Origin of the sequence: Streptosporangium sp. NPDC000509, assembly GCF_042898365.1 — a bacterium.
GTDB lineage: Bacteria > Actinomycetota > Actinomycetes > Streptosporangiales > Streptosporangiaceae > Streptosporangium.
In genome coordinates, this window is the sequence record NZ_JBIAYX010000011.1 from 40697 (window position 1) to 63191 (window position 22495).

20 protein-coding genes, 1 tRNA gene and 1 pseudogene are annotated in these 22495 nt (G+C 69.4%); 13 read left to right on the forward strand and 9 right to left on the reverse strand.

The window, feature by feature from the left end; all coding sequences use genetic code 11:
* Window positions 1–60: 60 nt before the first annotated feature.
* Complete coding sequence (locus ACFY3D_RS20895) at window positions 61–1185, forward strand: glycoside hydrolase family 26 protein (protein ID WP_389981511.1); 1125 nt, start codon at window positions 61–63, stop codon at window positions 1183–1185.
* A gap of 55 nt (window positions 1186–1240) precedes the next feature.
* On the opposite strand, the gene cysC is transcribed toward ACFY3D_RS20895, so the two are convergent.
* Window positions 1241–2470, reverse strand: coding sequence for an adenylyl-sulfate kinase (cysC, locus tag ACFY3D_RS20900; RefSeq protein WP_389981513.1), 1230 nt, complete (start codon window positions 2468–2470; stop codon window positions 1241–1243).
* 122 nt (window positions 2471–2592) lie between these two features.
* Window positions 2593–3321: a class I SAM-dependent methyltransferase gene (locus tag ACFY3D_RS20905; protein ID WP_389981515.1), complete on the reverse strand. Its 729-nt coding sequence runs from the start codon at window positions 3319–3321 to the stop codon at window positions 2593–2595.
* Between the two features lie 465 nt (window positions 3322–3786).
* Between ACFY3D_RS20905 and mfd the strand changes: the two genes are divergently transcribed.
* From mfd to ACFY3D_RS20960, 11 genes are all read left to right on the forward strand, one after another.
* Window positions 3787–7338 carry a transcription-repair coupling factor gene (mfd, locus tag ACFY3D_RS20910; protein WP_362898838.1) on the forward strand — a complete coding sequence of 1184 codons (3552 nt, stop codon included), beginning with the start codon at window positions 3787–3789 and terminating at the stop codon, window positions 7336–7338.
* A gap of 27 nt (window positions 7339–7365) precedes the next feature.
* Window positions 7366–8010, forward strand: coding sequence for a SurA N-terminal domain-containing protein (locus ACFY3D_RS20915; protein WP_362898840.1), 645 nt, complete (start codon window positions 7366–7368; stop codon window positions 8008–8010).
* A 6-nt stretch (window positions 8011–8016) separates the two neighbouring features.
* A complete protein-coding gene (locus tag ACFY3D_RS20920) occupies window positions 8017–8964 on the forward strand; it encodes a MazG family protein (RefSeq protein WP_389981517.1) in 948 nt (315 codons plus the stop codon).
* Window positions 8965–9462: 498 nt separating this feature from the next.
* The gene (gene eno / locus ACFY3D_RS20925) at window positions 9463–10740 is read left to right on the forward strand and encodes a phosphopyruvate hydratase (RefSeq protein ID WP_350950000.1); all 1278 of its coding nucleotides are present in this window, start codon (window positions 9463–9465) and stop codon (window positions 10738–10740) included.
* An 88-nt stretch (window positions 10741–10828) separates the two neighbouring features.
* Window positions 10829–11239: a septum formation initiator family protein gene (locus ACFY3D_RS20930; protein ID WP_389981519.1), complete on the forward strand. Its 411-nt coding sequence runs from the start codon at window positions 10829–10831 to the stop codon at window positions 11237–11239.
* Window positions 11240–11281: 42 nt separating this feature from the next.
* Entirely contained in the window at window positions 11282–11830 is a 549-nt protein-coding gene (locus ACFY3D_RS20935; RefSeq protein ID WP_350949998.1) for a DUF501 domain-containing protein, read from the forward strand.
* Window positions 11827–12786 (forward strand): exopolyphosphatase, encoded by a 960-nt coding sequence (locus tag ACFY3D_RS20940; RefSeq protein WP_389981521.1) that lies wholly within the window; start codon window positions 11827–11829, stop codon window positions 12784–12786. The genes ACFY3D_RS20935 and ACFY3D_RS20940 overlap by 4 nt, the downstream gene beginning before the upstream one ends.
* A gap of 168 nt (window positions 12787–12954) precedes the next feature.
* Window positions 12955–14112: a hypothetical protein gene (locus ACFY3D_RS20945; protein ID WP_389981523.1), complete on the forward strand. Its 1158-nt coding sequence runs from the start codon at window positions 12955–12957 to the stop codon at window positions 14110–14112.
* Between the two features lie 282 nt (window positions 14113–14394).
* The gene (locus tag ACFY3D_RS20950; RefSeq protein ID WP_389981525.1) at window positions 14395–15195 is read left to right on the forward strand and encodes a uracil-DNA glycosylase; all 801 of its coding nucleotides are present in this window, start codon (window positions 14395–14397) and stop codon (window positions 15193–15195) included.
* A gap of 169 nt (window positions 15196–15364) precedes the next feature.
* Entirely contained in the window at window positions 15365–16681 is a 1317-nt protein-coding gene (locus ACFY3D_RS20955) for an NAD(P)/FAD-dependent oxidoreductase (protein WP_389981527.1), read from the forward strand.
* Window positions 16682–16922: 241 nt separating this feature from the next.
* Window positions 16923–16995: transfer RNA gene (locus ACFY3D_RS20960), tRNA-Leu, on the forward strand.
* A 139-nt stretch (window positions 16996–17134) separates the two neighbouring features.
* Here ACFY3D_RS20960 and ACFY3D_RS20965 read toward each other — a convergent pair.
* From ACFY3D_RS20965 to ACFY3D_RS20985, 5 genes are all read right to left on the reverse strand, one after another.
* Window positions 17135–18541 carry a tyrosine-type recombinase/integrase gene (locus tag ACFY3D_RS20965; RefSeq protein ID WP_389981529.1) on the reverse strand — a complete coding sequence of 469 codons (1407 nt, stop codon included), beginning with the start codon at window positions 18539–18541 and terminating at the stop codon, window positions 17135–17137.
* Window positions 18541–18726: a helix-turn-helix transcriptional regulator gene (locus ACFY3D_RS20970; RefSeq protein ID WP_389981531.1), complete on the reverse strand. Its 186-nt coding sequence runs from the start codon at window positions 18724–18726 to the stop codon at window positions 18541–18543. The genes ACFY3D_RS20965 and ACFY3D_RS20970 overlap by 1 nt, the downstream gene beginning before the upstream one ends.
* Before the next feature lie 162 nt (window positions 18727–18888).
* Window positions 18889–20082 carry a DUF3631 domain-containing protein gene (locus tag ACFY3D_RS20975; protein WP_389981533.1) on the reverse strand — a complete coding sequence of 398 codons (1194 nt, stop codon included), beginning with the start codon at window positions 20080–20082 and terminating at the stop codon, window positions 18889–18891.
* 32 nt (window positions 20083–20114) lie between these two features.
* A complete protein-coding gene (locus ACFY3D_RS20980; RefSeq protein WP_389981535.1) occupies window positions 20115–21017 on the reverse strand; it encodes a bifunctional DNA primase/polymerase in 903 nt (300 codons plus the stop codon).
* On the reverse strand, window positions 21014–21301 hold the full coding sequence (locus ACFY3D_RS20985) for a hypothetical protein (protein WP_389981888.1): 288 nt from the start codon (window positions 21299–21301) through the stop codon (window positions 21014–21016). Before ACFY3D_RS20985 ends, ACFY3D_RS20980 begins: the two co-directional genes overlap by 4 nt.
* Window positions 21302–21343: 42 nt before the next feature.
* On the opposite strand from ACFY3D_RS20985, the gene ACFY3D_RS20990 reads away from it, so the two are divergent.
* Window positions 21344–21577, forward strand: coding sequence for a hypothetical protein (locus tag ACFY3D_RS20990; RefSeq protein WP_389981890.1), 234 nt, complete (start codon window positions 21344–21346; stop codon window positions 21575–21577).
* A 156-nt stretch (window positions 21578–21733) separates the two neighbouring features.
* On the opposite strand, the pseudogene ACFY3D_RS20995 reads toward ACFY3D_RS20990, so the two are convergent.
* Window positions 21734–22210: pseudogene (locus ACFY3D_RS20995) on the reverse strand (DNA cytosine methyltransferase); the annotation flags it as partial.
* The gene (locus tag ACFY3D_RS21000; RefSeq protein ID WP_389981537.1) at window positions 22207–22425 is read right to left on the reverse strand and encodes a hypothetical protein; all 219 of its coding nucleotides are present in this window, start codon (window positions 22423–22425) and stop codon (window positions 22207–22209) included. The gene ACFY3D_RS21000 and the pseudogene ACFY3D_RS20995, both read right to left, overlap by 4 nt.
* Between the last annotated feature and the right edge of the window lie 70 nt (window positions 22426–22495).

Sequence of the window (22495 nt, forward strand, 5' to 3'; positions counted from 1 at the left end):
CGCGACGGCTGTGAGGAAACGGTGCATCAGACAAATGCTCCTATAGACGTAATTCCGCGAGTGGTAAGAATCGCCGGTTCCGGCCTCGTGCTGGCGCTGGGTCTGGGCACCCTCGCGCTGGGAATCGCCGGGCTGAGCGGAGGCGGCAGGACCTCCAACGCCGCGGACGCCCCGGGTACCGCCGACACGGGGGAGGCCCGTGCCGCGGCGGGCGCCGTCGGCGCCCCGGGAGCCCGCGAAGGGCGCTCCCGGGCCGCCTGCGAGGTCGGTGCCAAGCTCGTGCCCTCCTGCGGCGCCTGGTGGGGCATCGCACCCGAGATCTTCACGGGACGGCCGCAGAAGCGGGCCCTGGAGAGGGCCGAGAGACGCATGGGCCGGCCGGCCGACATCATGCACGTCTACCACCGGGGCGACGAGCTCTTCCCGACCCCCGCGGAACGCGCCATCGCCCGTGACCCGGCCGGCCGCAGGCTCCTGCTGATCAACTGGAAGCCGTCCCTCGACCACACCTGGGGGCAGATCGCCCGTGGGGCGCTGGACGAGCGGATCGACCGGCTGGCCGCCCACATCGTGCGAACCTTCCCCGAGCGGTTCTTCCTCACCGTCCACCACGAGCCGGAGGACGACGTACGGGAGGCCCGCGGCAGGGGAATGACGGCGGCCGACTACGCCGCGATGTTCCGCCACGTGGTCAAGCGCCTGCGGCAGGGGGGCGTGACCAACGCGGTCACGGTGATGACCTACATGGGAGCGCCCAACTGGGCGTCGGAACCCTGGTTCGAGAAGCTCTACCCCGGTGACGACGTGGTCGACTGGGTGGCGATGGACCCCTACGTCGACCACAGGGTCCACAGTTTCGACGGGCTGGTGAACAAGACCCGCCCCGAGTTCCCCCGCTGGTCGGGGTTCTACCGCTGGATGGGGGAACGCTTCCCCGACAAGCCCGTCATGCTCGCCGAGTGGGGCGTTTTCGAGCGTCATGACCGGCCGGGGTTCAAGGAGGTGTTCTTCGACTCGGTACGCGGGGAGATCGGCGAATACCCGCGGATCAAGGCTCTGATCTACTTCGACTCGCCGCGCGCCCCCCGTGGCGACACCCGCTTCGACACCACGCCCGGCGGCCGGAGGGCCTTCGGCGAACTCGCCCGCGACCCACGCCTCGACGCCGTCGTCCCCGCCCGCTGACGGCGGCTACCGGGGCGTCCGGCGGGGGCTTCCGGGCCTGGGTGTCGGGTCGGGATCAGCGGATCCAGCCGCCCTGGATCAACGGATCGAGCACCTGGTGCACCGCCCGGTCCACGCTGATGCCGGTGGTGTCGATCTCCAGGTCGGCGTCGTCCGGCTCCTCGTACGGGTCGGAGACGCCGGTGAACTCGGGGATGATCCCCGCGCGGGCCTTGGCGTAGAGGCCCTTGCGGTCGCGGCGCTCGCACTCCTCCAGGGGGGTGGAGACGTGGACGAGCAGGAAGTCGGCGCCGACGGCCTCGACCATCTCCCGTACCTCCTCGCGGGTGGCGGCGTACGGCGCGATGGGCGCGCAGATCGCCAGACCGCCGTGCCTGGCGGCCTCGGCGGCGACGAAACCGATGCGGCGGATGTTGAGGTCGCGATCCTCCTTGGAGAAGGTGAGCCCCGCGGAGAGCAGATGGCGGACCACATCGCCGTCGAGGTAGGTCACCGTGCGGCTGCCGCGCTCCAGCAGCGCGTCACGCAGCCCTCGGGCGACGGTCGACTTGCCGGAGCCGGACAGGCCGGTGAAGAAGACCACCAGCCCCCGGCGGTGCGGGGGACCGGGAAGCGTCACGGGCTCGGGACCCGCCAGGTGCTCGGTCGCGCCGTAGGCCTCGGCCACGCGCTCGCGCAGCTCCAGGTCGATGGCCGGCTCCCTGGGCGCGAGCGGCACCACCGCGACGAGCGTGCCCTCCGGCAGCCCCTCACGGGCCTTGAGCGCGGCGCGGACCACCGCGGGCCCGCCCTCGCCGTACGCGAGCGGGAGCAGCAGGATCGACGCCTCCAGCTCCCGTGCGGTCGCCGTGATCTCGCCGAGATCGCCGAGCGGCCCGCGCATGGTGACGGCGAGGACCGACTCCTGCCCGTTCAGCTGCTCGCGGACCCGTGCCGGGGTGAGGCGGAGCCGGGCGAACGGCCCGTGCTCGGGGGCGTCCAGCGCCTCGACAGGCCCGGCGACGAAGCCGTCCTCACGCTCGGTGACGGTGAGCACGGCGAGTGCCGCGCCCTCGGGGTCGCGCAGGGTGATCCGGTCACCGGGGGCGGCCGGGTGGTCGTCGGGAAGGGTGAGGGTGACCGGCGCGGGCCACGGGGTGCCGTCGGCGAGCGCGCCGTGCTCGTCCACGGCGTGCGCGTCGGCCGAGCTCAGGAAGCCCTCCAGCGGCCTGAAGGCGCCGGAGAGCAGCAGCTCAAGGTCGGCCAGCTCGCGGGCGTCTGGGGTCCACTCGAAAGGCGCCGTCATCTGCTCCACCATCGCGGTCGTCGGAACTTTCCTGCTCCGCCCGCTCACGATGGACGACCCCGTCCGGCGAGCCTGGGATCCGGCCGCCCGGTGAAATCCCAGGTGCCTCGACCCGGTGGATCTCAGATCAACCGGGCGAAGTGACTCTGGGGCTTGCGGATCACCAAAGTTATCTCGTCGTGAGACGCGGGCCGGCTCCCCCTGGAGAGGGTCTCCACCACCGAGCAGGTGGCGCGGGCAAGCTTACCGAGAGGTCCGCGGAGCGCGGGACCACTGGCGGTGGAGATGTCCTCGGTCACCATCAGCCCGCGCACGAGGCAGAACGAGTGCATCCCCTCGCGCGAGGCGATCTGCTCGTAGACGGCGGGCAGCGGGCCCACGGTCCCGGCGGGGACGAACCTGCGCCACAGCCATCGCCGCAGCCCCGTCGGCGTGAGCCGGTCGCACGCCCCGTACGCCGAAGCCCGGTCGCGCATCCTCACCAGCAGCAGCCCGCCGGGCCGCAACCCGGTGAGCAGCCGGTCGAGCACCAGCTCGGCGTGCTCGATCCGCTCCAGCAGGAACGGCACGTAGACGACGTCGAACGCCCGCGGGGGCACCGGCACGGAGCGCAGGTCGCCCAGCGCCCAGGAGTCCAGGTCCTTGCGCGCGGACGTGCTCGTACGCAACACGGGCAGGTCCTCGTCGATCCCGATGACCCTGGACTCCGTCTGCGCGAGATCGAGCGGCTCAGGCCATCCGCACCCGGCGATCAGGATGTCGAGCCGCCGGCCGAGCTGGCTGCTCCACTGCTCCTTGATCCGCTGACTCAACAGGTCGTCCTGATCGACGACCGACCTCACCTCTGCCATGTAACCGAGAGTAGTCAAGCCAGCACGATTCAGCTACATGGCGACGCTGCGCGTCGCGGTGAGGCCGCTCTTACCCGGCTCCTTCCTTCGTCGAGGAAGATCGCTCGTTCCTCGCGACCTTCCTCTCCTCAGTCCAGTCCCCGGCGCGGCCTCACGGGTAGTCCCGCCACTGGAGACGCTGGGGCATCGCGGTGAGGCCACTTTTGTCTGGCTCGTTTTGTTGGTGACGCTGGGGTGTTGCGGTTTGGCTGCTCTTGTCCGGCTCCTTCCTTCGTCGAGGAAGATCGCTCGTTCCTCGCGACCTTCCTTTTCTCGGTCCAGTCGTCGGCGCGGCCTCACGGGTTGGTCCCGCGTATCCGAAGGCCGGAGCACCGGCCTGCGATTCGGTAGCCTTGGGCGGGTACCCCCCGTGTTCTCTCGGCTCGGGGTTGTCGTGTTGCCGTCGTGGGGCTGTGGGCGAATCTGATGAGTCTTTCCGGACTTCTGGACCTTGTCGCCGGGGAGCCTGAGCTGGCTTCCCTTCTTCAGGACGTGCGCGGGGGCGACTCGTCCGACGTGTCGCTGGTCGCGCCGCCCGCGTTGCGACCCTTCGCGGTGGCGGCGTTGGCCAGGGAGGGGGCCAAGGGGAAGGCGAGGACCGTCCTGGCGGTGACCGCGACCGGGCGCGAGGCCGAGGATCTCGCCTCGGCCCTCACCAGCCTCCTGGACGAGAGCACCGTCGCGGTCTTCCCCGCGTGGGAGACGCTTCCGCACGAGCGCCTGTCGCCGCGCAGCGACACCGTGGGGCAGCGTCTGGCGGTGCTGCGCAGGCTCGCCCATCCGGTCGAGGGCGACCACTCGGCGGGGCCGCTGCACGTGGTCGTCGCGCCGATCAGGGCGCTGCTCCAGCCGATCGTCCGGGGGCTGGGCGACCTGCGGCCGGTGCGGCTGCGCGCAGGGGACGACGCCGACCTCGACACCGTCGTCCACAGTCTCGTGGAGAACGGCTACCACCGGGTCGACATGGTGGAGAAGCGCGGCGAGGTCGCGGTGCGGGGCGGCCTGCTCGACGTCTTCCCGCCCACGGAGGAGCACCCGCTCCGGCTGGAGTTCTGGGGCGACACCGTCGAGGAGATCCGCTGGTTCAAGGTCGCCGACCAGCGCTCGCTGGAGGTGGCCGAGGACGGGCTGTTCGCCGCCCCCTGCCGCGAGCTGCTGCTGACCGACGACGTCAGGCAGCGGGCGAGGGAGCTCGCCGAGGCGCATCCCTCGCTGGTGGAGACGCTGGAGCAGCTGGCCGAGGGCGTGCCGGTGGAGGGCATGGAGGCGTTCGCGCCCGTGCTCGCCGGGGAGATGGACCTGCTCATCGACCACCTGCCGAGCCAGTCGGCGATCTTCGTGTGCGACCCGGAGCGGATCCGGGGGCGTGCCGACGAGCTGGTGCGGACGAGTCAGGAGTTCCTGGAGGCGTCCTGGATCAACGCCGCGTCCGGCGGCGAGGCGCCGATCGACCTGGGTGCGGCGGCCTTTCGCGACCTGGAGGAGGTCCGCGACCACGCGCGGCGGCTCGGTCGGCCCTGGTGGTCGCTCGCGCCGTTCGGTGCCGGCGCCGACGGTGACGCCGCCGAGGGCCTCGGCGGGGGTACGGCGCTGCGGGCGCACGAGGTCGAGTCCTACCGTGGCGACACCCAGCGGGCGCTGTCCGACATCAAGGGCTGGCTCGACTCCGATCGGGTCGTCGTCCTGCTGAGCGAGGGCCACGGCCCCGCCGAGCGCATGGTCGAGCTGCTCAAGGGCGTCGACCTGCCCGCCCGCCTGGAGCCGGGCCTCGACGCCGTGCCGGACAGAAAGGTCGTCCACGTCACCACGGGCCTGGTCGAGCACGGGTTCGTGACCCCGGCGCTCGCCGTGCTGACCCACCTGGACCTGGTGGGCCAGAAGGCGTCGACCAAGGACATGCGGCGGCTGCCCTCCCGGCGCCGCAACATGGTCGACCCGCTCCAGCTCAAGGTCGGCGACCACGTCGTGCACGAGCAGCACGGCGTGGGCCGCTACATCGAGATGGTGCAGCGGACCGTGCAGGGCGCCACCCGCGAATACCTGGTGATCGAGTACGCCAAGGGCGACCGGCTCTACGTGCCGACCGACCAGCTCGACGAGGTCACCCGCTACGTCGGCGGCGAGTCACCCACGCTCAACCGGATGGGCGGCGCCGACTGGGCCAAGGCCAAGACCAAGGCGAAGAAGGCGGTCAAGGAGATCGCCGGAGAGCTGATCCGCCTGTACTCCGCCCGGATGGCCTCGCCGGGACACGCCTTCGCGCCCGACAGCCCCTGGCAGCGGGAGATGGAGGACGCCTTTCCCTACGCCGAGACGGGCGACCAGCTGGAGGCGATCGACGAGGTCAAGCGTGACATGGAGCGCCCGATCCCGATGGACCGGCTGATCTGCGGCGATGTGGGCTACGGCAAGACGGAGATCGCGGTGCGGGCGGCGTTCAAGGCCGTGCAGGACGGCAAGCAGGTGGCGGTCCTGGTGCCGACCACGCTGCTGGTGCAGCAGCACATGTCGACCTTCGCCGAGCGGTTCTCCGGGTTCCCGCTGAACGTCAGGCCGCTGTCGCGGTTCCAGAGCGACGGCGAGGTCTCCGCGACCATGGAGGGTCTGCGGGAAGGCTCGGTCGACGTGGTGATCGGTACGCACCGGCTGTTCTCGCCGGAGGTCAGGTTCAAGCAGCTCGGCCTGATCATCATCGACGAGGAGCAGCGGTTCGGCGTCGAGCACAAGGAGGCGATGAAGCACCTGCGCACCCAGGTCGACGTGCTGGCCATGTCAGCCACCCCGATCCCCCGCACGCTGGAGATGGGCCTCACCGGCATCAGGGAGATGTCCACGATCCTCACCCCGCCCGAGGAGCGGCACCCGATCCTCACCTTCGTCGGCCCGTACGACGAGAAGCAGATCGGCGCCGCGATCCGGCGCGAGCTGATGCGCGACGGCCAGGTCTTCTTCGTCCACAACCGCGTGGCCAGCATCAACAAGGTCGCGGCCATGCTGCGCGAGCTCGTGCCCGAGGCGCGGGTCGCCGTCGCGCACGGCCAGATGCAGGAGCACCAGCTGGAGAAGATCATGGTGGGCTTCTGGGAGCGCGACTTCGACGTGCTCGTCTGCACCACGATCGTCGAGTCGGGCCTGGACGTGCCCAACGCCAACACCCTCATCGTCGACCGGGCCGACAACTACGGCCTGTCCCAGCTCCACCAGCTGCGCGGCCGGGTCGGCCGGGGCCGCGAGCGCGGTTACGCCTACTTCCTCTACCCGCCGGAGAAGCCGCTCACCGAGACCGCCCACGAACGCCTCGCCACGATCTCCCAGCACACCGAGATGGGCGCGGGCATGTACGTGGCGATGAAGGACCTGGAGATCCGCGGCGCGGGCAACATCCTGGGCGCCGAGCAGTCGGGCTTCATCGCGGGCGTCGGCTTCGATCTGTACGTGCGCATGATGGCCGAGGCGGTGCAGGAGCAGAAGGCGAAGCTGGCGGGCACCTACCAGGAGGAGGAGCGGCCCGACGTCAAGGTCGAGCTGCCGATCAACGCCCACATCCCGCACGACTACGTCACCTCGGAGCGGCTGCGGCTGGAGGCGTACAAGCGGATCGCCGCGATCGGCTCGGACTCCGACATCGGCGCGGTGCGCGACGAGCTCGTCGACCGGTACGGACGGCCGCCCCAGCCGGTGGAGAACCTGCTGGAGGTCGCCCGTTTCCGCGTCCGCGCCCGCCGCGCCGGGCTCACCGACGTCACCCTGCAGGGGCAGAACATCAGGTTCGCGCCGGTGGACCTGAAGGACTCCCAGCAGGTCAGGCTGCAAAGGCTCTACCCGAAGGCGCTGCTGAAGCAGGCGGCCGGTACGTTGCTGGTGCCGGTGCCCAAGACCAGGCCCCTCGGCGGCCAGCCGCTGCGCGACCTGGATCTGCTCAAGTGGTGCGGTGATCTTGTCGAGGCGATGTTCCTCGAAACCGTGCGGGTAGAGTAAGCGGCGTTTGTCGTGAAGGGAACGCATGTGAAGTCGACTCGAATCCGCGTCATCCTGGCGGTCGTCGCCGCCGGTGTCGCGCTGACCGCCTGCTCTCCGAACCAGGCCGGTGCCGCGGCCATCGTGGGCGGGGAGCGCATCAGCTCGGGCGAGCTGGACAGGAACGTGCGGGAGTACGAGGCGGCGCTGGCCAAGGCCGGCCTGTCCGCCTCGCAGCTGCAGTTCCAGGACAGCGTCCCGCAGCTCGTGCTCTTCCAGCTGGCCAACGCCAAGCAGTACGCGCAGGTCGCGACGAGCAAGGGCATCACGGTCACCGAGGGCGAGGTCGACCAGGTGATCGCGGGCCAGGGAGGCCAGGAGAAGTTCGAGCAGCAGATGCTCCAGCAGGCCGTGGCGCCCTCGCAGGCACGCGAGTTCCTGAAGTCGCAGGTGATGGTCAGCAAGCTCGTCGCCAAGTACGGCGGCGGTACGGACGAGGCCGCCATCCAGCGCGGCCAGCAGCAGGCGATCAAGGACCTGCAGGCGATGCCGATCACCTGGAACCCCCGGTACGGCAAGCTGAACGAGGAGCGGAGCGAGCAGCAGCCGGGCGTCTTCGCCGACGCCGGCCGTTTCGGCACCGTCGGCGCTCCCGGCCCCGCCGACGCGCCGCCCGCGCCGCCGCAGCAGTAGCTCGGCATGTCGCTGATCGTCGTCACCACCTCGCCCCGGGTCGCTCCCGGGCTGCTCAGCCGCCGCGCGTGGCAGGTCCTTGAGGAGGGCCCGGTGCGCACCGGGTCCGCCGACCACCCGCACCTGCCCTACCTGGCGGAGGCGGGGGTCGAGGTCGAGGTGGTCGTCTGCGACCCGGCCGCGCTGGTCCGCGAGGCCGTCTCGGGGACCGTCGTGTGGCTGGAGGCCGACGAGGCGCTGATGCGCTCCATCGGCCACGCCGCGGTGGTGCTGGACGACCCGCCGGTGATCGAGGTCGTGCCGGGCTCGTACGACCTGCCGGGCGCGCGACTGCTCGACCTGGTCTCGGTGATGGACCGGCTCCGAGTCGAATGCCCGTGGGACGCCCGCCAGACCCACGAGTCCCTCGCCCCGTACCTCATCGAGGAGGCCTACGAGGTCCTGGAGACGATCGAGGAGGGCGACCGCGCGGCGCTGCGCGAGGAACTGGGCGACCTGCTCCTGCAGGTCGCCTTCCACGCGCGGGTCGCAGCGGAGGGGGCGGAGGGGTTCGAGGGGTTCGACATCGACGACGTGGCCGAGGGCATCGTCGCCAAACTCGTCCGCCGGCACCCGCACGTCTTCGCCGACACCCGGGTCGAGGGCGCCGGAGAGGTCAGCGCCAACTGGGAGACCATCAAGGCCGCCGAGCGCGCGGCCAAGAACGGCGGCGACCCCGGTTCGGTCGTCGACGGCGTCCCGATGGGCCAGCCGGCGCTCTCCCTCGTCGCGCAGCTCCTGCGCCGCGCCGAGGGTGTCGGAGCCCCGACGACCCTTCCCGAGGGGGTTCCCGCCGAAGGTGTGGGCGCGAGGCTCTTCGAGCTCGTACGGCAGGCTCAGGCGGCCGGACTCGACCCTGAGGCGGAACTGCGGGCCGTGGCTCGTGCCTATAAGCGACGCTTCGCGTCGCGGTGAGGCGGGTGATTTGCGACGCTTCGCGTCGCGGTGAGGCGGGTGATTTGCGACGCTTCGCGTCGCGGTGAGGCGGGTGATTTGCGACGCTTCGCGTCGCGGTGAGGCCGCTCTTACCCGGCTCCTTCCCTCGTCGAGGGAGATCGTTCGTTCCTCACGACCTTCCTCTCCTCAGTCCAGTCGCCGGCGCGGCCTCACGGATAGTCCCGCGAGGAAAGGCGGGTTGGGCATGTCTTCGGGGGCCTTGGGGGTGTTCCCGGGGCTTCTGGGGATGTGGCGGTGAGCCATTCGGCGGCGGTTGCCCCGATCGAGTCAGGCGTGTTCTTGGGGCGGTTCTTGGCGAGGGGGAGATGGGTGGGGCCTGAGGTGGGGGTGGGGTGTGTTGGGAGGTTTGTATGGAAATTGCGCGAACATTGTTCGGCGGTGGCCCGGTCGCCGTGTCGGTATGGGGATCTCGATAGGCTTCCGAGGCAAACTGTCCTGCGACTTTAGGAGCGCTTCGTGGCTTCCATCGAGGGCGTTACCGCCCGAGAGATCCTTGACTCCCGGGGCAACCCGACGGTTGAGGTCGACATCCTCCTGGACGACGGCAGCCAGGGGCGCGCCGCGGTTCCCAGCGGCGCGTCCACCGGCCAGTTCGAGGCCGTCGAGCTGCGTGACGGCGACGAGCGCTACGGCGGCAAGGGTGTCGAGAAGGCCGTTCTCGGTGTGACCGACGAGATCGCCGACGAGATCCTCGGGTTCGACGCCGCCGAGCAGCGCAGCATCGACCAGGTGATGATCGACCTCGACGGCACGCCCAACAAGGCCCGTCTGGGCGCCAACGCGATCCTGGGTGTCTCGCTCGCCGCGGCCAAGGCCGCCGCGGAGAGCGCCGAGCTGCCGCTCTTCCGCTACCTCGGTGGTCCGAACGCGCACGTGCTGCCGGTGCCGATGATGAACATCCTGAACGGCGGCGCGCACGCCGACAGCAACGTCGACATCCAGGAGTTCATGATCGCCCCGATCGGGGCGGAGACGTTCCGCGAGGCCGTGCGGATGGGCACCGAGGTCTACCACGCCCTCAAGTCCGTCCTCAAGGAGAAGGGGTACGCCACCGGCCTCGGCGACGAGGGCGGCTTCGCGCCGAGCCTGCCCTCCAACCGTGACGCGCTCGACCTGATCCTGGTCGCCATCGAGAAGGCCGGATACGTCGCGGGCGAGGACATCGGGCTCGCCCTGGACGTGGCCGCCTCCGAGTTCCACTCGGACGGCGTCTACACCATCGACGGCAAGGGCCTGTCGGCGACCGAGCTGATCGCCTTCTACGAGGACCTGGTCGCCAACTACCCGCTGGTCTCCATCGAGGACCCGCTGGACGAGAGCGACTGGGAGGGCTGGAACGCCATCACCCGCGCCCTGGGGGACAAGGTCCAGCTGGTCGGCGACGACCTGTTCGTGACGAACCCCGAGCGTCTGGGCCGCGGCATCGCCGAGGGCACCGCGAACGCGCTGCTGGTCAAGGTCAACCAGATCGGCACGCTGACCGAGACCCTCGACGCCGTGGACCTGGCCCACCGCAGCGGTTACCGCTGCATGATGAGCCACCGTTCGGGCGAGACCGAGGACACCACGATCGCCGACCTCGCGGTGGCCACCAACTGCGGCCAGATCAAGACCGGCGCCCCGGCCCGTTCCGACCGGGTGGCCAAGTACAACCAGTTGCTCCGTATCGAGGAGCTTCTGGACGACGCGGCCCGTTACGCGGGTCGCGCCGCGTTCCCGCGCTTCCGGCGGTAGTTTTTTGCTGGCGGCTCGCGCCCGGATCCGGGCGCGAGCCACACCGCGGACGAGCGTCGATACGGAGCGTGGAGACGGAGGGGGACGCATGGCGGCACGACCACAGTTGACGGGACGGGCCGCGGTGCTCGCGATCGTGGTGTGCGCGATCGCGATGAGTCTCGCCTACCCCATCAGGGAGTACGTCGCCCAGCGCCGCCAGATCGCCCAGCTGGAGCAGGAGAAGGCGAGAGTGATCGCCGAGATCAAGGCCCTTGACGACCGCTCCAAGCAGAACCTCGACCCCGGCTTCATCAAGCGGCTGGGCAGGGAGCGTCTCTTCTACTGCGATCCCGGGCAGAAGTGCTACGTCGTCATGGGGGACTCGCCCTCGCCGGGGAAGGGCACGACCGGCGAGCGCAAGGCCGTCGCCAGGCCCCCGTGGTACGAGACGCTGTGGGACTCGGTGAAGGCCGCCGACAGCGGCGGGGGACAGAAGGCGGCCAAGTCCGCCGGGTGACGCCGATACCCTGGTTGTCGTCTTTCAGGGGGGTGTCCACGAATGGTTGACGACCGCGACGTGGCGGCGGTGGAGCGACAGCTCGGCCGGACGCCGCGAGGACTGCGGAGGGTGGCGCATCGCTGCCCGTGCGGGCTTCCCGACGTCGTCGAGACCGCCCCGAGGCTGCCCGACGGATCGCCCTTCCCGACCCTGTTCTACCTCACCTGCCCCAGGGCCGCCTCGGCCATCGGCAGGCTGGAGACCTCGGGGATGATGCGGGACATGCAGGCCAGGCTCGCCGAGGATCCGAAGCTGGCCGAGGCGTACCGGGCCGCGCACGACGACTATGTGGCGCGTCGTGACAGGGCGGCCGCCGAGGAGGGCCTGGAGCCGCTGCCCCGCGACATGCAGAGCACCGGGGGCATGCCGACCCGGGTCAAGTGCCTGCACGCCCTGGTCGGGCACGAACTCGCGGTGCCGGGCGGCAACCCCTTCGGCCGCGAGGCCCTCGACGCGCTCGGCGACTGGTGGTCCGCCGGGCCGTGCGTCGACCAATCCGTAGCCCCGTGTGCCGAGGCCGTGGCACCGACCTCGAAGGAGACCGAGTGATCCGCGTCGCCGCGATCGACTGTGGCACCAACTCCGTCCGTCTGCTCGTCGCCGACGTCGGCAGGGACAGGCTGATCGACCTGGAGCGCCGGATGGAGATCGTCCGGTTGGGGCAGGGGGTCGACAGGACCGGCAGGCTGGCGCCGGAGGCCCTGGAGCGTACGTTCGCCGCCATGCGCGGCTACGCGGGCCTCATCGACGGGCTCGGGGCCTCCTCGGTCCGCGTGGTCGCCACCAGCGCGACGAGGGACGCCGCCAACCGGCAGGACTTCGTGGACGGCGTACGCGACATCTTCGGCGTGGAGCCCGAGGTGATCACCGGTGCGGAGGAGGCGGAGCTGTCGTTCGCCGGGGCGACCCGCGATCTGGTGCGCTTCTCCGAGGAGACGGGCCTGCCCGCCCCCGAGGGCACCCGCCCGCCGTACCTCGTGGTCGACATCGGTGGCGGCTCGACCGAGTTCGTGCTCGGCTCGACGCACGTGGAGGCCGCGCTCTCGGTCGACATCGGGTGCGTCCGGCTGACCGAGCGCCACCTGCGCGACGCGGGCGACCCTCCGTCGGCGGAGGCGGTCGAGGCGATGACCGCCGACATCGACGACGCGCTCGACCGGGTCGCGGCCGAGGTGCCCGTGGAGCGGGCGCTGACGATGGTCGGGCTCGCGGGATCCGTGACCACCGTCGCGGGAATAGCGCTTGAGCTGCCGACATACGATCCGAAGAAAATCCACCACTCGCGAATTTCCGCAGGTCAGGTGCATGACGTAGCCAAGCGCTTGCTTGGAATGACCGTTGAACAGCGAGCGGCGATTCCCCTCATGCACCCGGGAAGGGTCGACGTGATCGGGGCGGGCGCCCTCATCCTGGACCGAATAGTGACCCGTTACGGCTTCGGCGATGTGGTCGCGAGCGAGCACGACATCCTCGATGGCATCGCGTGGTCGATCGCTGACTCGTAACGAGACCTAGACAATTAACCCGTTTAGGGAGTATTGAGGAAAGCTTACCGTTTATGGTTAGGTAAAGAAGCTTTAGTGAGGCTTTGCCGTAGTGCCAGACACAGCTGTTGTCGGGGCGGCAACCGTCTCCCGAGCAATCTTGCTTCCCAACGAACGGAGCATCCCCTCATGAAGTCCGGACTAGCCACCAAGCTAGCCGCAGCAGGAGCCAGCGCGGCCATGCTGGCGACGATGGCAGTAGGCATGCTGGCCACGCCCGCAGCGGCGGCCAGTGGTTCGAGCCAGGCGGGTACGGTGGCCTCGGCCGCCGGCAAGCCGAAGCCGGCCGTCTCTGTCGGAACCCCCAAGGCATCGCCCTCGAAGTACAAGGGTGAGTGCCCCGTCGGCGTGACCTTCTCCTCGAAGATCAAGGTGAAGGCCGTCAAGAGCAAGACCACGGTCGCCTACCGGTGGCTGCACGGTGACGGCTCGAAGAGCAAGGTGAAGTCCTTCACCTTCCGCGGCAAGGGCGTCAAGAGCTTCACGGTCAAGGAGAAGTCCACCTTCAAGGGCAACGTCAAGGGCTGGCAGGCCATCCAGGTCCTGTCCCCGCGTGGCGCCACCTCCTCGAAGGGCCACTTCTCGGTCACCTGTGGCTCCAACGGCGACAAGGAAGAGGTCGTCGTTCCTCGCCGCGTCGACGCCGACGCGTGGGTCGACGAGGGCAACTGCCAGGCTGCCCTGATCGGTCGCATCACCGCCACCGGTACCCGCTGGGTGCACTACCGCTGGGTCGTCAACGGCGAGGTCGTCGAGCGTGACGCCATCCGCGTCAACGGCTCGCGCAAGGTCGTCCACGTGATCAAGCCCGGTGAGAACTTCAGGGGCTGGGCCGTGCTGCAGGTCGTCGGCCCGGTGAAGGCGTCCTCTAACCGCGTCCACTTCAAGATCTGGTGCAAGGACACGTCGCCGAAGGTCTGGGCGTCCGTGGACGGTCCGTCCTTCTACGCGGGCACCTGCCCGACGACCCGCACCTTCACCGGCACGATCGGCGCGAGCGGCCGCACCACCGTGAGGTACCGCTGGATCAGCGACGGTGTGGCGGGCGACTGGAAGTACGCCCACTTCAGCGGCTACGGCTCGCAGAGCCAGAGCGTGTCCGACAGCTGGACCGCCTCTGCCTCCGGTGAGTCCAAGCGTGCGATCGAGATCTCCGGTGGCCCGACCACCGGCACCGCGGTCGGCAAGGTCTTCTGCAAGCACCCGCCGAAGCCGACCCCGACCCCGACGCCGACCCCCACCGTGACCCCCACTCCCACCCCGGCCGTCACCGAGACCGCTGGTTGAGAACGTTGAGGACACGGTAGGTCGAGGTAGCGCGCCCGGCGGTTGACGCCGGGCCGCGTCCCGAGTGAAACAGGCGGCGCCCGCACCCAGCGGGCGCCGCTTCTCGTTTCCCGCGCCGTCTTCCGGCTTCCCCGAGGCGGGAGGTGGGCCGGGCGCTCCCGCGCGGGCGTGAATCGAGTGCTCCCGTGCCGGACGCCGTGAGGGCGTGAACCGGGTGGTCTCGCGCGCCGGGCATCGCGAGCGTGGACCCGGTGCTCTCGCGTGTCGGGCACCATCGAGGACATGAGCTACGTTTCTCCCGGATCCGGCTGGCCCGGTGATCCCGCCCAGCCCGGCACCCCCGTCGCCCACGACCCCGCCGAAGTGCGGAAACTCGCGGGGGAGAGCCGTACCCTCGCGGAACTCACGGCCGCGCAGTCGGTCTGCAGGGCCTGCCCGCGCCTGGTGGAGTGGCGCGAGGAGGTGGCGACGGTGCGAAGGCGGGCGTTCGCGGAGGAGACCTACTGGGGCCGGCCCATCGCGGGATGGGGTGACGAGAGGCCCGAGGTCCTCATCGTCGGGCTCGCCCCGGCGGCGCACGGCGGCAACAGGACCGGAAGGATCTTCACCGGAGACCGCAGCGGCGACTGGCTGTTCGCCTCGCTGTACCGGACGGGCCTGGCCGTACAGGAGACGAGCCTTCGCGCGGACGATGGCCAGCGGCTCGTCGGCGCGCGGATGGTGGCCGCGGTCCGGTGCGCACCGCCCGCCAACAAGCCCGAGCCCGCCGAGCGGGCCGCCTGCCTGCCCTGGCTCTCCCGCGAGGTCGCCCTGGTCTCGGCGGAGGTACGGGTGGTCGTCGCGCTGGGTGGTTTCGCCTGGCAGGCGATCTGGCCCGCGCTGAGGGACGCCGGGTACGCCCTGCCGCGGCCGAGACCGCCCTTCGGGCACGGCGCCGAGGTGGAGATCACCTCTCCCCAGGGAAATCCCGCGCACCTTCTCGGCTGCTATCACCCCAGTCAGCAGAACACCTTCACCGGCAGGGTGACCGCACAGATGCTCGACGATCTCTTCAGCAGGGCGAACGCGCTACGGGGCTTGTGAAGTCGATCACAAAGAGAAGATTGATCGGAATTCTCGCGAGAAGAGTGATGTTTCTAGCTGATGACGGAAATTAGAGCCAGCTTGCCAGGTAGGCGGCTGGTGCGACGGGAAGCGTGAGCGTATCCTTGTGAAAGGTTTCACAAGCCTCGAAGCTAAGGACAGTGTCGAAGTGAACCGCAACTCCAAGCACATCGTGGTCGTGGGTGGAGGCTATGTCGGCCTCTACACCGTGCTGCGCCTGCAGCACACCCTCCGCAGGGAGCTCCGCGATGGAAGCGTGCGCATCACCGTCCTGACCCCCGAATCCCACATGACCTACCAGCCGTTCCTCCCCGAGGCCGCCGCGGGAAACCTCTCGCCCCGGCACGTCGTCGTCCCGCTCCGCCGCGTGCTCTCGAAGGCGACGATCCTCAACGGCAAGGTCTCCAAGGTCAACCACGCGGCCAAGACCGTCACCTTCGCCCCCAACGTCGGCACTCCGCACGAGATCGACTACGACATCGTGGTGATGGCCGCCGGATCGATCTCCCGTACGCTCCCCATCCCCGGCCTGGCCGACGCCGCGATCGGTTTCAAGACGGTCGGCGAGGCGATCGCGCTGCGCAACCGGGTGCTCGAACTCCTCGACCGGGCCGAGAGCGACGACGACGAGGCCCTGCGCAGGCGCGCCCTGACGTTCGTCGTGGTCGGCGGGGGTTTCGCCGGCGTCGAGGCGCTGGCCGAGCTGGAGGACATGGCGGTGGACGCCATCCGCTACTACCGCAACATCTCCCGCGAGGACATGCGCTGGATCCTCGTCGAGGCCACCGATCGCATCCTCCCCGAGGTGGGCCCCGAGATGGGCGCGTGGACCGCCGAGCAGCTGCGTGAGCGCGGCATCGAGGTCAAGATGAACACCCGCCTCGATTCCTGCGAGGGCGGCCTGGTCAAGCTCTCCGACGGCGACGAGTTCGAGTCGGCCACCATCGTGTGGACCGCCGGGGTGAAGCCGAGTCCGGTCGTCAACGCCGGAGACCTGCCCCTCGACGAGCGAGGCAGGATCAAGACGACCGCCCGTCTCACCGTGGTCGGCGTCGAGGACGCCTACTCGGCGGGAGACGTGGCCGGGGTGCCCGACCTGACCAACCCCGGCCAGTACTGCGCGCCCAACGCGCAGCACGCCGTACGGCAGGCCAAGGTCCTCGCGGACAACATCACCCGGAGCCTGCACGGGCAGGAGCTGGTCGACTACCGGCACAGGTACGTCGGCTCCGTCGCCGGGCTCGGCCTGCACAAGGGGGTCGCCAACGTCTACGGGATCAAGCTGCGCGGGCTCGCCGCGTGGTTCATGCACCGCACCTACCACCTGTCGCGGGTTCCCACCTTCAACCGCAAGGTCCGGGTGACGGCCGACTGGACCCTGGCGCTCTTCTTCAAGCGCGAGACCGTCTCTCTCGGAGAGATCGAGGAACCGCGCACGGAGTTCCGCGCCGCGGCGAGCCACTGAACGCCCGAAGAGCGAACAGACTCCGAGTGTGAACCGGACGTCCGAACCCGGAGAGTGAACCGAACTCCCGAACCCGGAGGTGGCCGACGAGGCCCACCTCCGGGTTCGCCGTTCCCGGCGATGTGCTATTCCTTGACCGGGTCCCCCGAAGGCGGGACGATCCATAAGATTCTCAGCGGAAGTGATGCGACGGTTGCCTTGAGCAGTTACGCATGAGTGGTCCGTTACGTATGATTACGGCGCCCCCGTAGCCCAATGGCAGAGGCAAACCCCTTAAAAGGGTTCGAGTGAGGGTTCGAGTCCCTCCGGGGGCACCTAGGAAGGTCTGCCTTAAAGGCCCGTGACCAGTGAAAACTGGATCACGGGCCTTTTGGCGTTGTCCGGCTGTCTACGGCTGTCGCCGAACGGCTACGGGTGATCGTCCCAAATACGTCCGCAAAATTTTGAGGTTACCTAATTGTGATCGGTCTCCTTGAGAGCATCCGAGACTCGCTGACGGGCGAGGTCTTCCTGTCCTTCGATGCACTTCGCGTAGACGTAGAGCAGCACAGCGACGCTGTGTCCCGCCCACTCGGCAACCTGGGTAGCGGGTACCCCGGCATTGAGCCATGTGGACACAGCCGCATGGCGTAGGTCGTAGGGCCGTTTGGCCAGAGGTGAGGCGAACTCCTCCTCGGTGAGGACTGCCTTTCGGGCTCCCCGCCACGTCCGGTGGTAGGTGCTCTCGTATAGGTCGCTGTCGTCCCCGATCGCGCGAAATAGCCGCCCGTCCGCAGCTGTGCCATGCCTTCTGAGATGGTCATGTAACAGACGGGTCAGTGCCGGTGGGCACGGGATATTGCGGGTGTCTCCCTCCTCTCGATGTTTGAGCGGGCCGGGATCGCGACGCTCCCCGCTGTTGGACCACGCGGAGCCGGGAGCCGGGTTGGCTTTCTCCAGAATGAGCTCTCCCCATCCCTCCTCGGGAAGGAGGAGGTTGTGCTTGCGGAGGTTGACGGCTTCCTCCGGGCGCAGTCCCGCGTAGTACATGACCCCGAAGAACGCCACCAGCCGTAGCCCTGTTCGATCCTGTCCGCCAGCGGTGATGGGCTTGCCCTGCTTCCCGACCGCTTCCAGGAGTCTGCGGGCCTGGACCGGGTTAACCACCTTCCGCTTGTCCACCTGTTTGACGGATTTTGACGATCGGCGCGGCAGCGCTTTGACGGTGTTCTCGCCGAGTAGTTCGCGCTTCATGGCGTATTCCAACGCATTGACCAGGACACCGCGGATGCGCTGCACGGTGCTGGGCGCGGCGCGCTTGCCGTCCCTCTTGGTGGAGAGCACCGCCATGACCTTCCGGGCCGTCTCGGAGTCGGAGAGCACAGCCACCTCACATGTGTTCTCGCGCAACCAGCGCACCGCCATGAAGAGATCGTCAGGTGGGTCACCCGCCTTCCGGCGCGGGGTGTTGAGAACCCATTCCATCAGTGCGCGCTTCAGGATCGCCTGCTCTGGGCGGTTCTTCCCAGCGGTGAGAAGAACGAGGGTCGCGTCTCGGAGCGCGGTGGCCGTGATTCGGCGAGAGTGGCCAGCGAGGTCGGGCCATTTCATATCCATGTAGGCGCAAATGAAGTCGTACCAGCTCATGGTGTTCTCGTCTCGCGCCCACGAGACCGGGCGGCCGGTGTCGAGGCTGAACGCCTCACCCTTGCGGGTAGCGGTGAGCAGCTCCGAGCGGAACGCGTCGGCCTGAGCGGCATTCCGGTACGGTTCCCGCCAGCGCCTGCCGCCCACCTTCCAAACCACGTAGTAGCTGGTGACCTTCTGGCCTTTGTAGACATCGGTCTTGTAGACCCTGACGTCGTAGGTGATGCTCTTCATCAGGCAGCGTCCTCCAGGCTGGCCAGCCAGCGGTCATAGTCGGCGCGACGGACACGGAGATCTCCGTTGGGGAGCTTCATGCACTTGGGGGCGCGACCCTTCTGGCGCCAGTCGTAGAAGGTGGATCGGCTGATGTCGAGGTCTTCGCAGATGTCGGCGATGGTGAGCTTTTCGCCCTTGGGCATGGGTGTCTCCTGGCAGGTCCGCGGCAGGTCGGAGCAGTTTGGGGAGGGGGAGCCGTCCAAGCCGTCCCAGCATCGTTTGTGCTGGTCAGGCTGGGACGGCTCGCTGTGGTGGGACGGCTTAGCCGTCCCAAAGACAGGAGGCGATGGGAATCGTTGGGACGGCTAAGCCGTCCCACGGATGGAAGGCGTCCCGCGCTGACCTGCAATGACGAGGTTGGGACGGCTTGGACGGCTACCCCCCTCGAACAGGGGAAGCTCGGTGTTCTTCGGGGTGTCCGGGAGGTTCGGCAGGGGGCAGTAGCGCGCCCAGGCGTCGAGGAAGTCGGCGCGCTGGTAGCCCTTGGCCTGGGTGCCGTCGAGGAAGCGGATGTTGGCCGAACGGATGTCGTACTCCCGCAGAATCACGCCCAGCTTCATCGCGCTCAGTCCGGCGGGGCCATAGTCGGCCCACGGCGCTTCGGGGTCGGCCTTGAGCCGCTCCAGCAGGACAGAGGTAGGGATGACGGTGTCGGTGCCGAACGCGGTCCGGCAGTCGGTCAACAGTCGGACCTTGGTCGAGGGCTGTCCCTGGTCGTCGGCTTCGGCGGTCAGAGCGAGCACCGCGGCGCGGGCGCGTTCGGGCCAGTGGCCTCCGGCGTGGTCGGCGACGGCGACCAGGGGTTCCCAGGTGTCGGCGGCGCGGTCTTCCACCGGCATGGCGGGTTCGGCCTGCTCCAGGGTGGGCAGGTCGGCGCGTAGCCACGCGGACAGGTCTTCGGCCAGCTGGCGCAGCAGGGGCCGGTCTCGGCGGTGCCGGTAGGGGGCCACCGTCTCACCGGGGCCGCGCCGGCGCATCCGGACTACGACGGCGCGGTCTTCGATGGTGTCGGGCATCGCGCCGATTCCGGCGAGTGCGGCCATGGCGAACGTCGGGATGGACTCCACGCGGCCGGTGTTGGCGTCGTAGCGCTTGGCCGGGCGGTTGCGCTGATGTCCGGCATTCAGCAGCCCGCGCAGGTCCTCGTTCCCGTCCGCTTTCGGGCCGAAGATGGTGTCGGCCTCATCGACCAACATCGTGGGCGGGTCGTCGCTGATCGAGCGGTAAACCGCGGCGCTACTGCTGTTGACGGTGATGAACGGGTCATGGCAGCACGCTTCGACCACGTCCAGCAGCCGGGACTTGCCGCACCGCTTTTCCGGGGCGCGGATCACCAGCCGCGGGGCGTGTGCCCACGCGGGTTGGCCGTGGGTGGCGGCGATCCACAACACCACCGCGTCGGCGGCCTGCGGGGTCGGCAGGATCACGTAGCGGGTCAGCGCGGCCAGCAGCGCGTCAAGCAACATCGCGCCGTGACTGACGGGTTCGGTCGGGCTCATGAGATCTGCTCCTGTGCTGTTGTGCGGGCTGGTCATGCGGCGACCGTGCGGGGCCGCTTGGCACCGGCTTTCAGCCCGGAGGCGATGGTGTGGACGGTCTCGGCGCGGCTCAGCCCGGCATCGACCCCCTGTTGTTCCAGCAGGGTTGTCACCTCGGCCTCGGCGAGCGCGCCACCGGCGACGAGTTGGCCCAGGGCGATGGCGGCCAGGTAGAGCGAGCCGTTGCGCTGCCCCTGCGGGGCGGTGGCGACACGGTCCAATTCGCGGGTGATCGCGCTGTGCAGGTAGGCGCCATGCCGGGTGTCGGGCAGGGCCAGGCGTACCGGTTGCGGCGCCGGTCGGGGCGGGGGTGAAAGCTGCTGGAACAACCAGGGGGGCAGCGGGGCCGGGGTCGTGTTGTGAACCACCTCGTAGCTGCCGGTGCCGTCCGGGAGATCCACGAAGCTGCCAGGTCCCAGCACGTAGCCACCATTGGCGCGGGTGTCGATCAGCCAGCCCAGCCCGTTGCCCTTGTCGCCCTCGGTGTTGCCCAGCCGGGCGCGGTCCGGGGCGGTGAAGTACAAGTGCATGCCGCCGCGTCGGGTACGCACGGTGAAGGTCTCGAACGGCAGGGGTTGTCCGGCGCGCTCGCACAGGACGGCCAGCACGTCGGCACCTTCGTTGACCCCCGGCAGGTCCCAAGTGGGCGGCGGGCTTTGCCCGTCCTTTCGGGTGTCGAGATCGATGACGACCAGGTTGGAGGGGCCGCAGGCAATGCCGATGTTGTAGGGGGCGTGAGACCAGCAGCGCCGGATCACGTCGGGGTCGGTGGTGGCGTTGGTCTCCCAGTCGGTGAAGCCCTTGATCGGGGGCTTGTCGCCGATGGAGATGGGGAAGACGTGCCAGCCGCGGGCGGCGGCGGCCAGCGCGTAGCGAAGCTGGGGGTTGGGGTTCATGACGCGATGCCCTCCGGAGCCGATGTGGTGGCCGAGGGGTAGGCGGGCAGCAGGGTGTGCAGGGCGGCGATGGCTTGGGCGGGGACCACGCCGTTGCCGAGGGCGTGGAGCTGCTGGTTGCGGGTCAGGGTGGGAACGTCGGTGACCCATCCGGCGGGCAGGCCCATTACCCATTCGACGAAGGCGGGGGTAAGGCGTCGTCGATCGTCAGTTGGCCGGGGTGCGGGGCAGCCGAGGATGTGCTCCCAGCGTCGGATGGCTGGCTCGTATGCACCCCATGCCACGCCCTCGGCGCTTCCTCCAGGCTGGTCAGTTCCCTTGGCAAGATGCCCGAAGCCAGCTCGATCGCCTGGTCCAGGCTGGGCGAGGACCGGCTGTCCGGGCGAATGATCGCTGACCGGCTCGTCCTGGTGGCTGCGACTCTCGGCGTCGGGAGCAGGGAGGCCACCTCGGCGGCCAGGCACAGCCCGTGCGTGCTCGCCTCCTGCGACGGGGAGCGCTTGGTCTGCCGGTTCTCCCGCTCCGATGCCCTCGGAGTGGGCAGCAGCGAGACCGTGTGACGCAGGTTCATCCCGCCCTGGGCGGCATGTCCTGCTCCGGTGCCCTCGGACGTCGTCGGGGTGGGCAGCAGCTCGGCCACCGCCGGCAGGCCGTCGGGGTAGCCGCGGCCCTTGGAGTCGCGGGCTCCGAGGGGCGGCGGGCCAGGCCAGGCAGAACCAGCGTTCGCGGCGGTGCGGGGCGCCGACGTCGGACGCGCGTAGACATGTCCATTCCGCATCGAAGCCGAGCGCGGCAAGGTCGGCGGCGACGACGTCCAGGCCGGGTCGTCGAGCAACGATCGCTGCCACGTTCTCAAGGACGACGAGTGCGGGTCGTAGTACGCCCACGGCGTGGGCGACGGTCTTCCACAGTCCACTTCGAGTGCCTTCCTTGATGCCGGCGCCACGTCCGGCATACGACAGGTCTTGGCAGGGGAAGCCCGCGGTGAGGACGTCCACCGGCGGGACGGTGGCCCAGTCGACGGCGGTGATGTCGCCGAGGTTGGGCACGGTGGGGTAGCGGTGGGCCAGGATGCGGGACGCGCCGGGGTCGGGGTCGGCGACCCAGACCGGGCGGGTGTCGAGCACGGCGCAGACGGCGAGATCCAGGCCGCCGTAGCCGGTACACACCGATCCGGCGGTGAGGGCGCTCATCGGGTGCCGTCGCGGTGCAGGCGACGCAGGTGGACGAACAACTGCCAGCCGAGGCGGGGCCGCATGCCGGTGCCGTCGCAGGCGCGGCAGGTGCGGTTCCTGCCTCCGGGACGGCACCGGGTGCAGGTCCCCCACGGGGAGATCAGACACCGGGCGAGGTAACAGAATGTGACGACGAGTAGGCAGAGTCCTAGCAGGACAATGGCGGTTGCCATACGGGCCTCCGGGGCCGTTTCCAGGGGTTTTCGCAGGTGGCGCTCTAGGCGCTAGGTCGCTGGTAGGTCC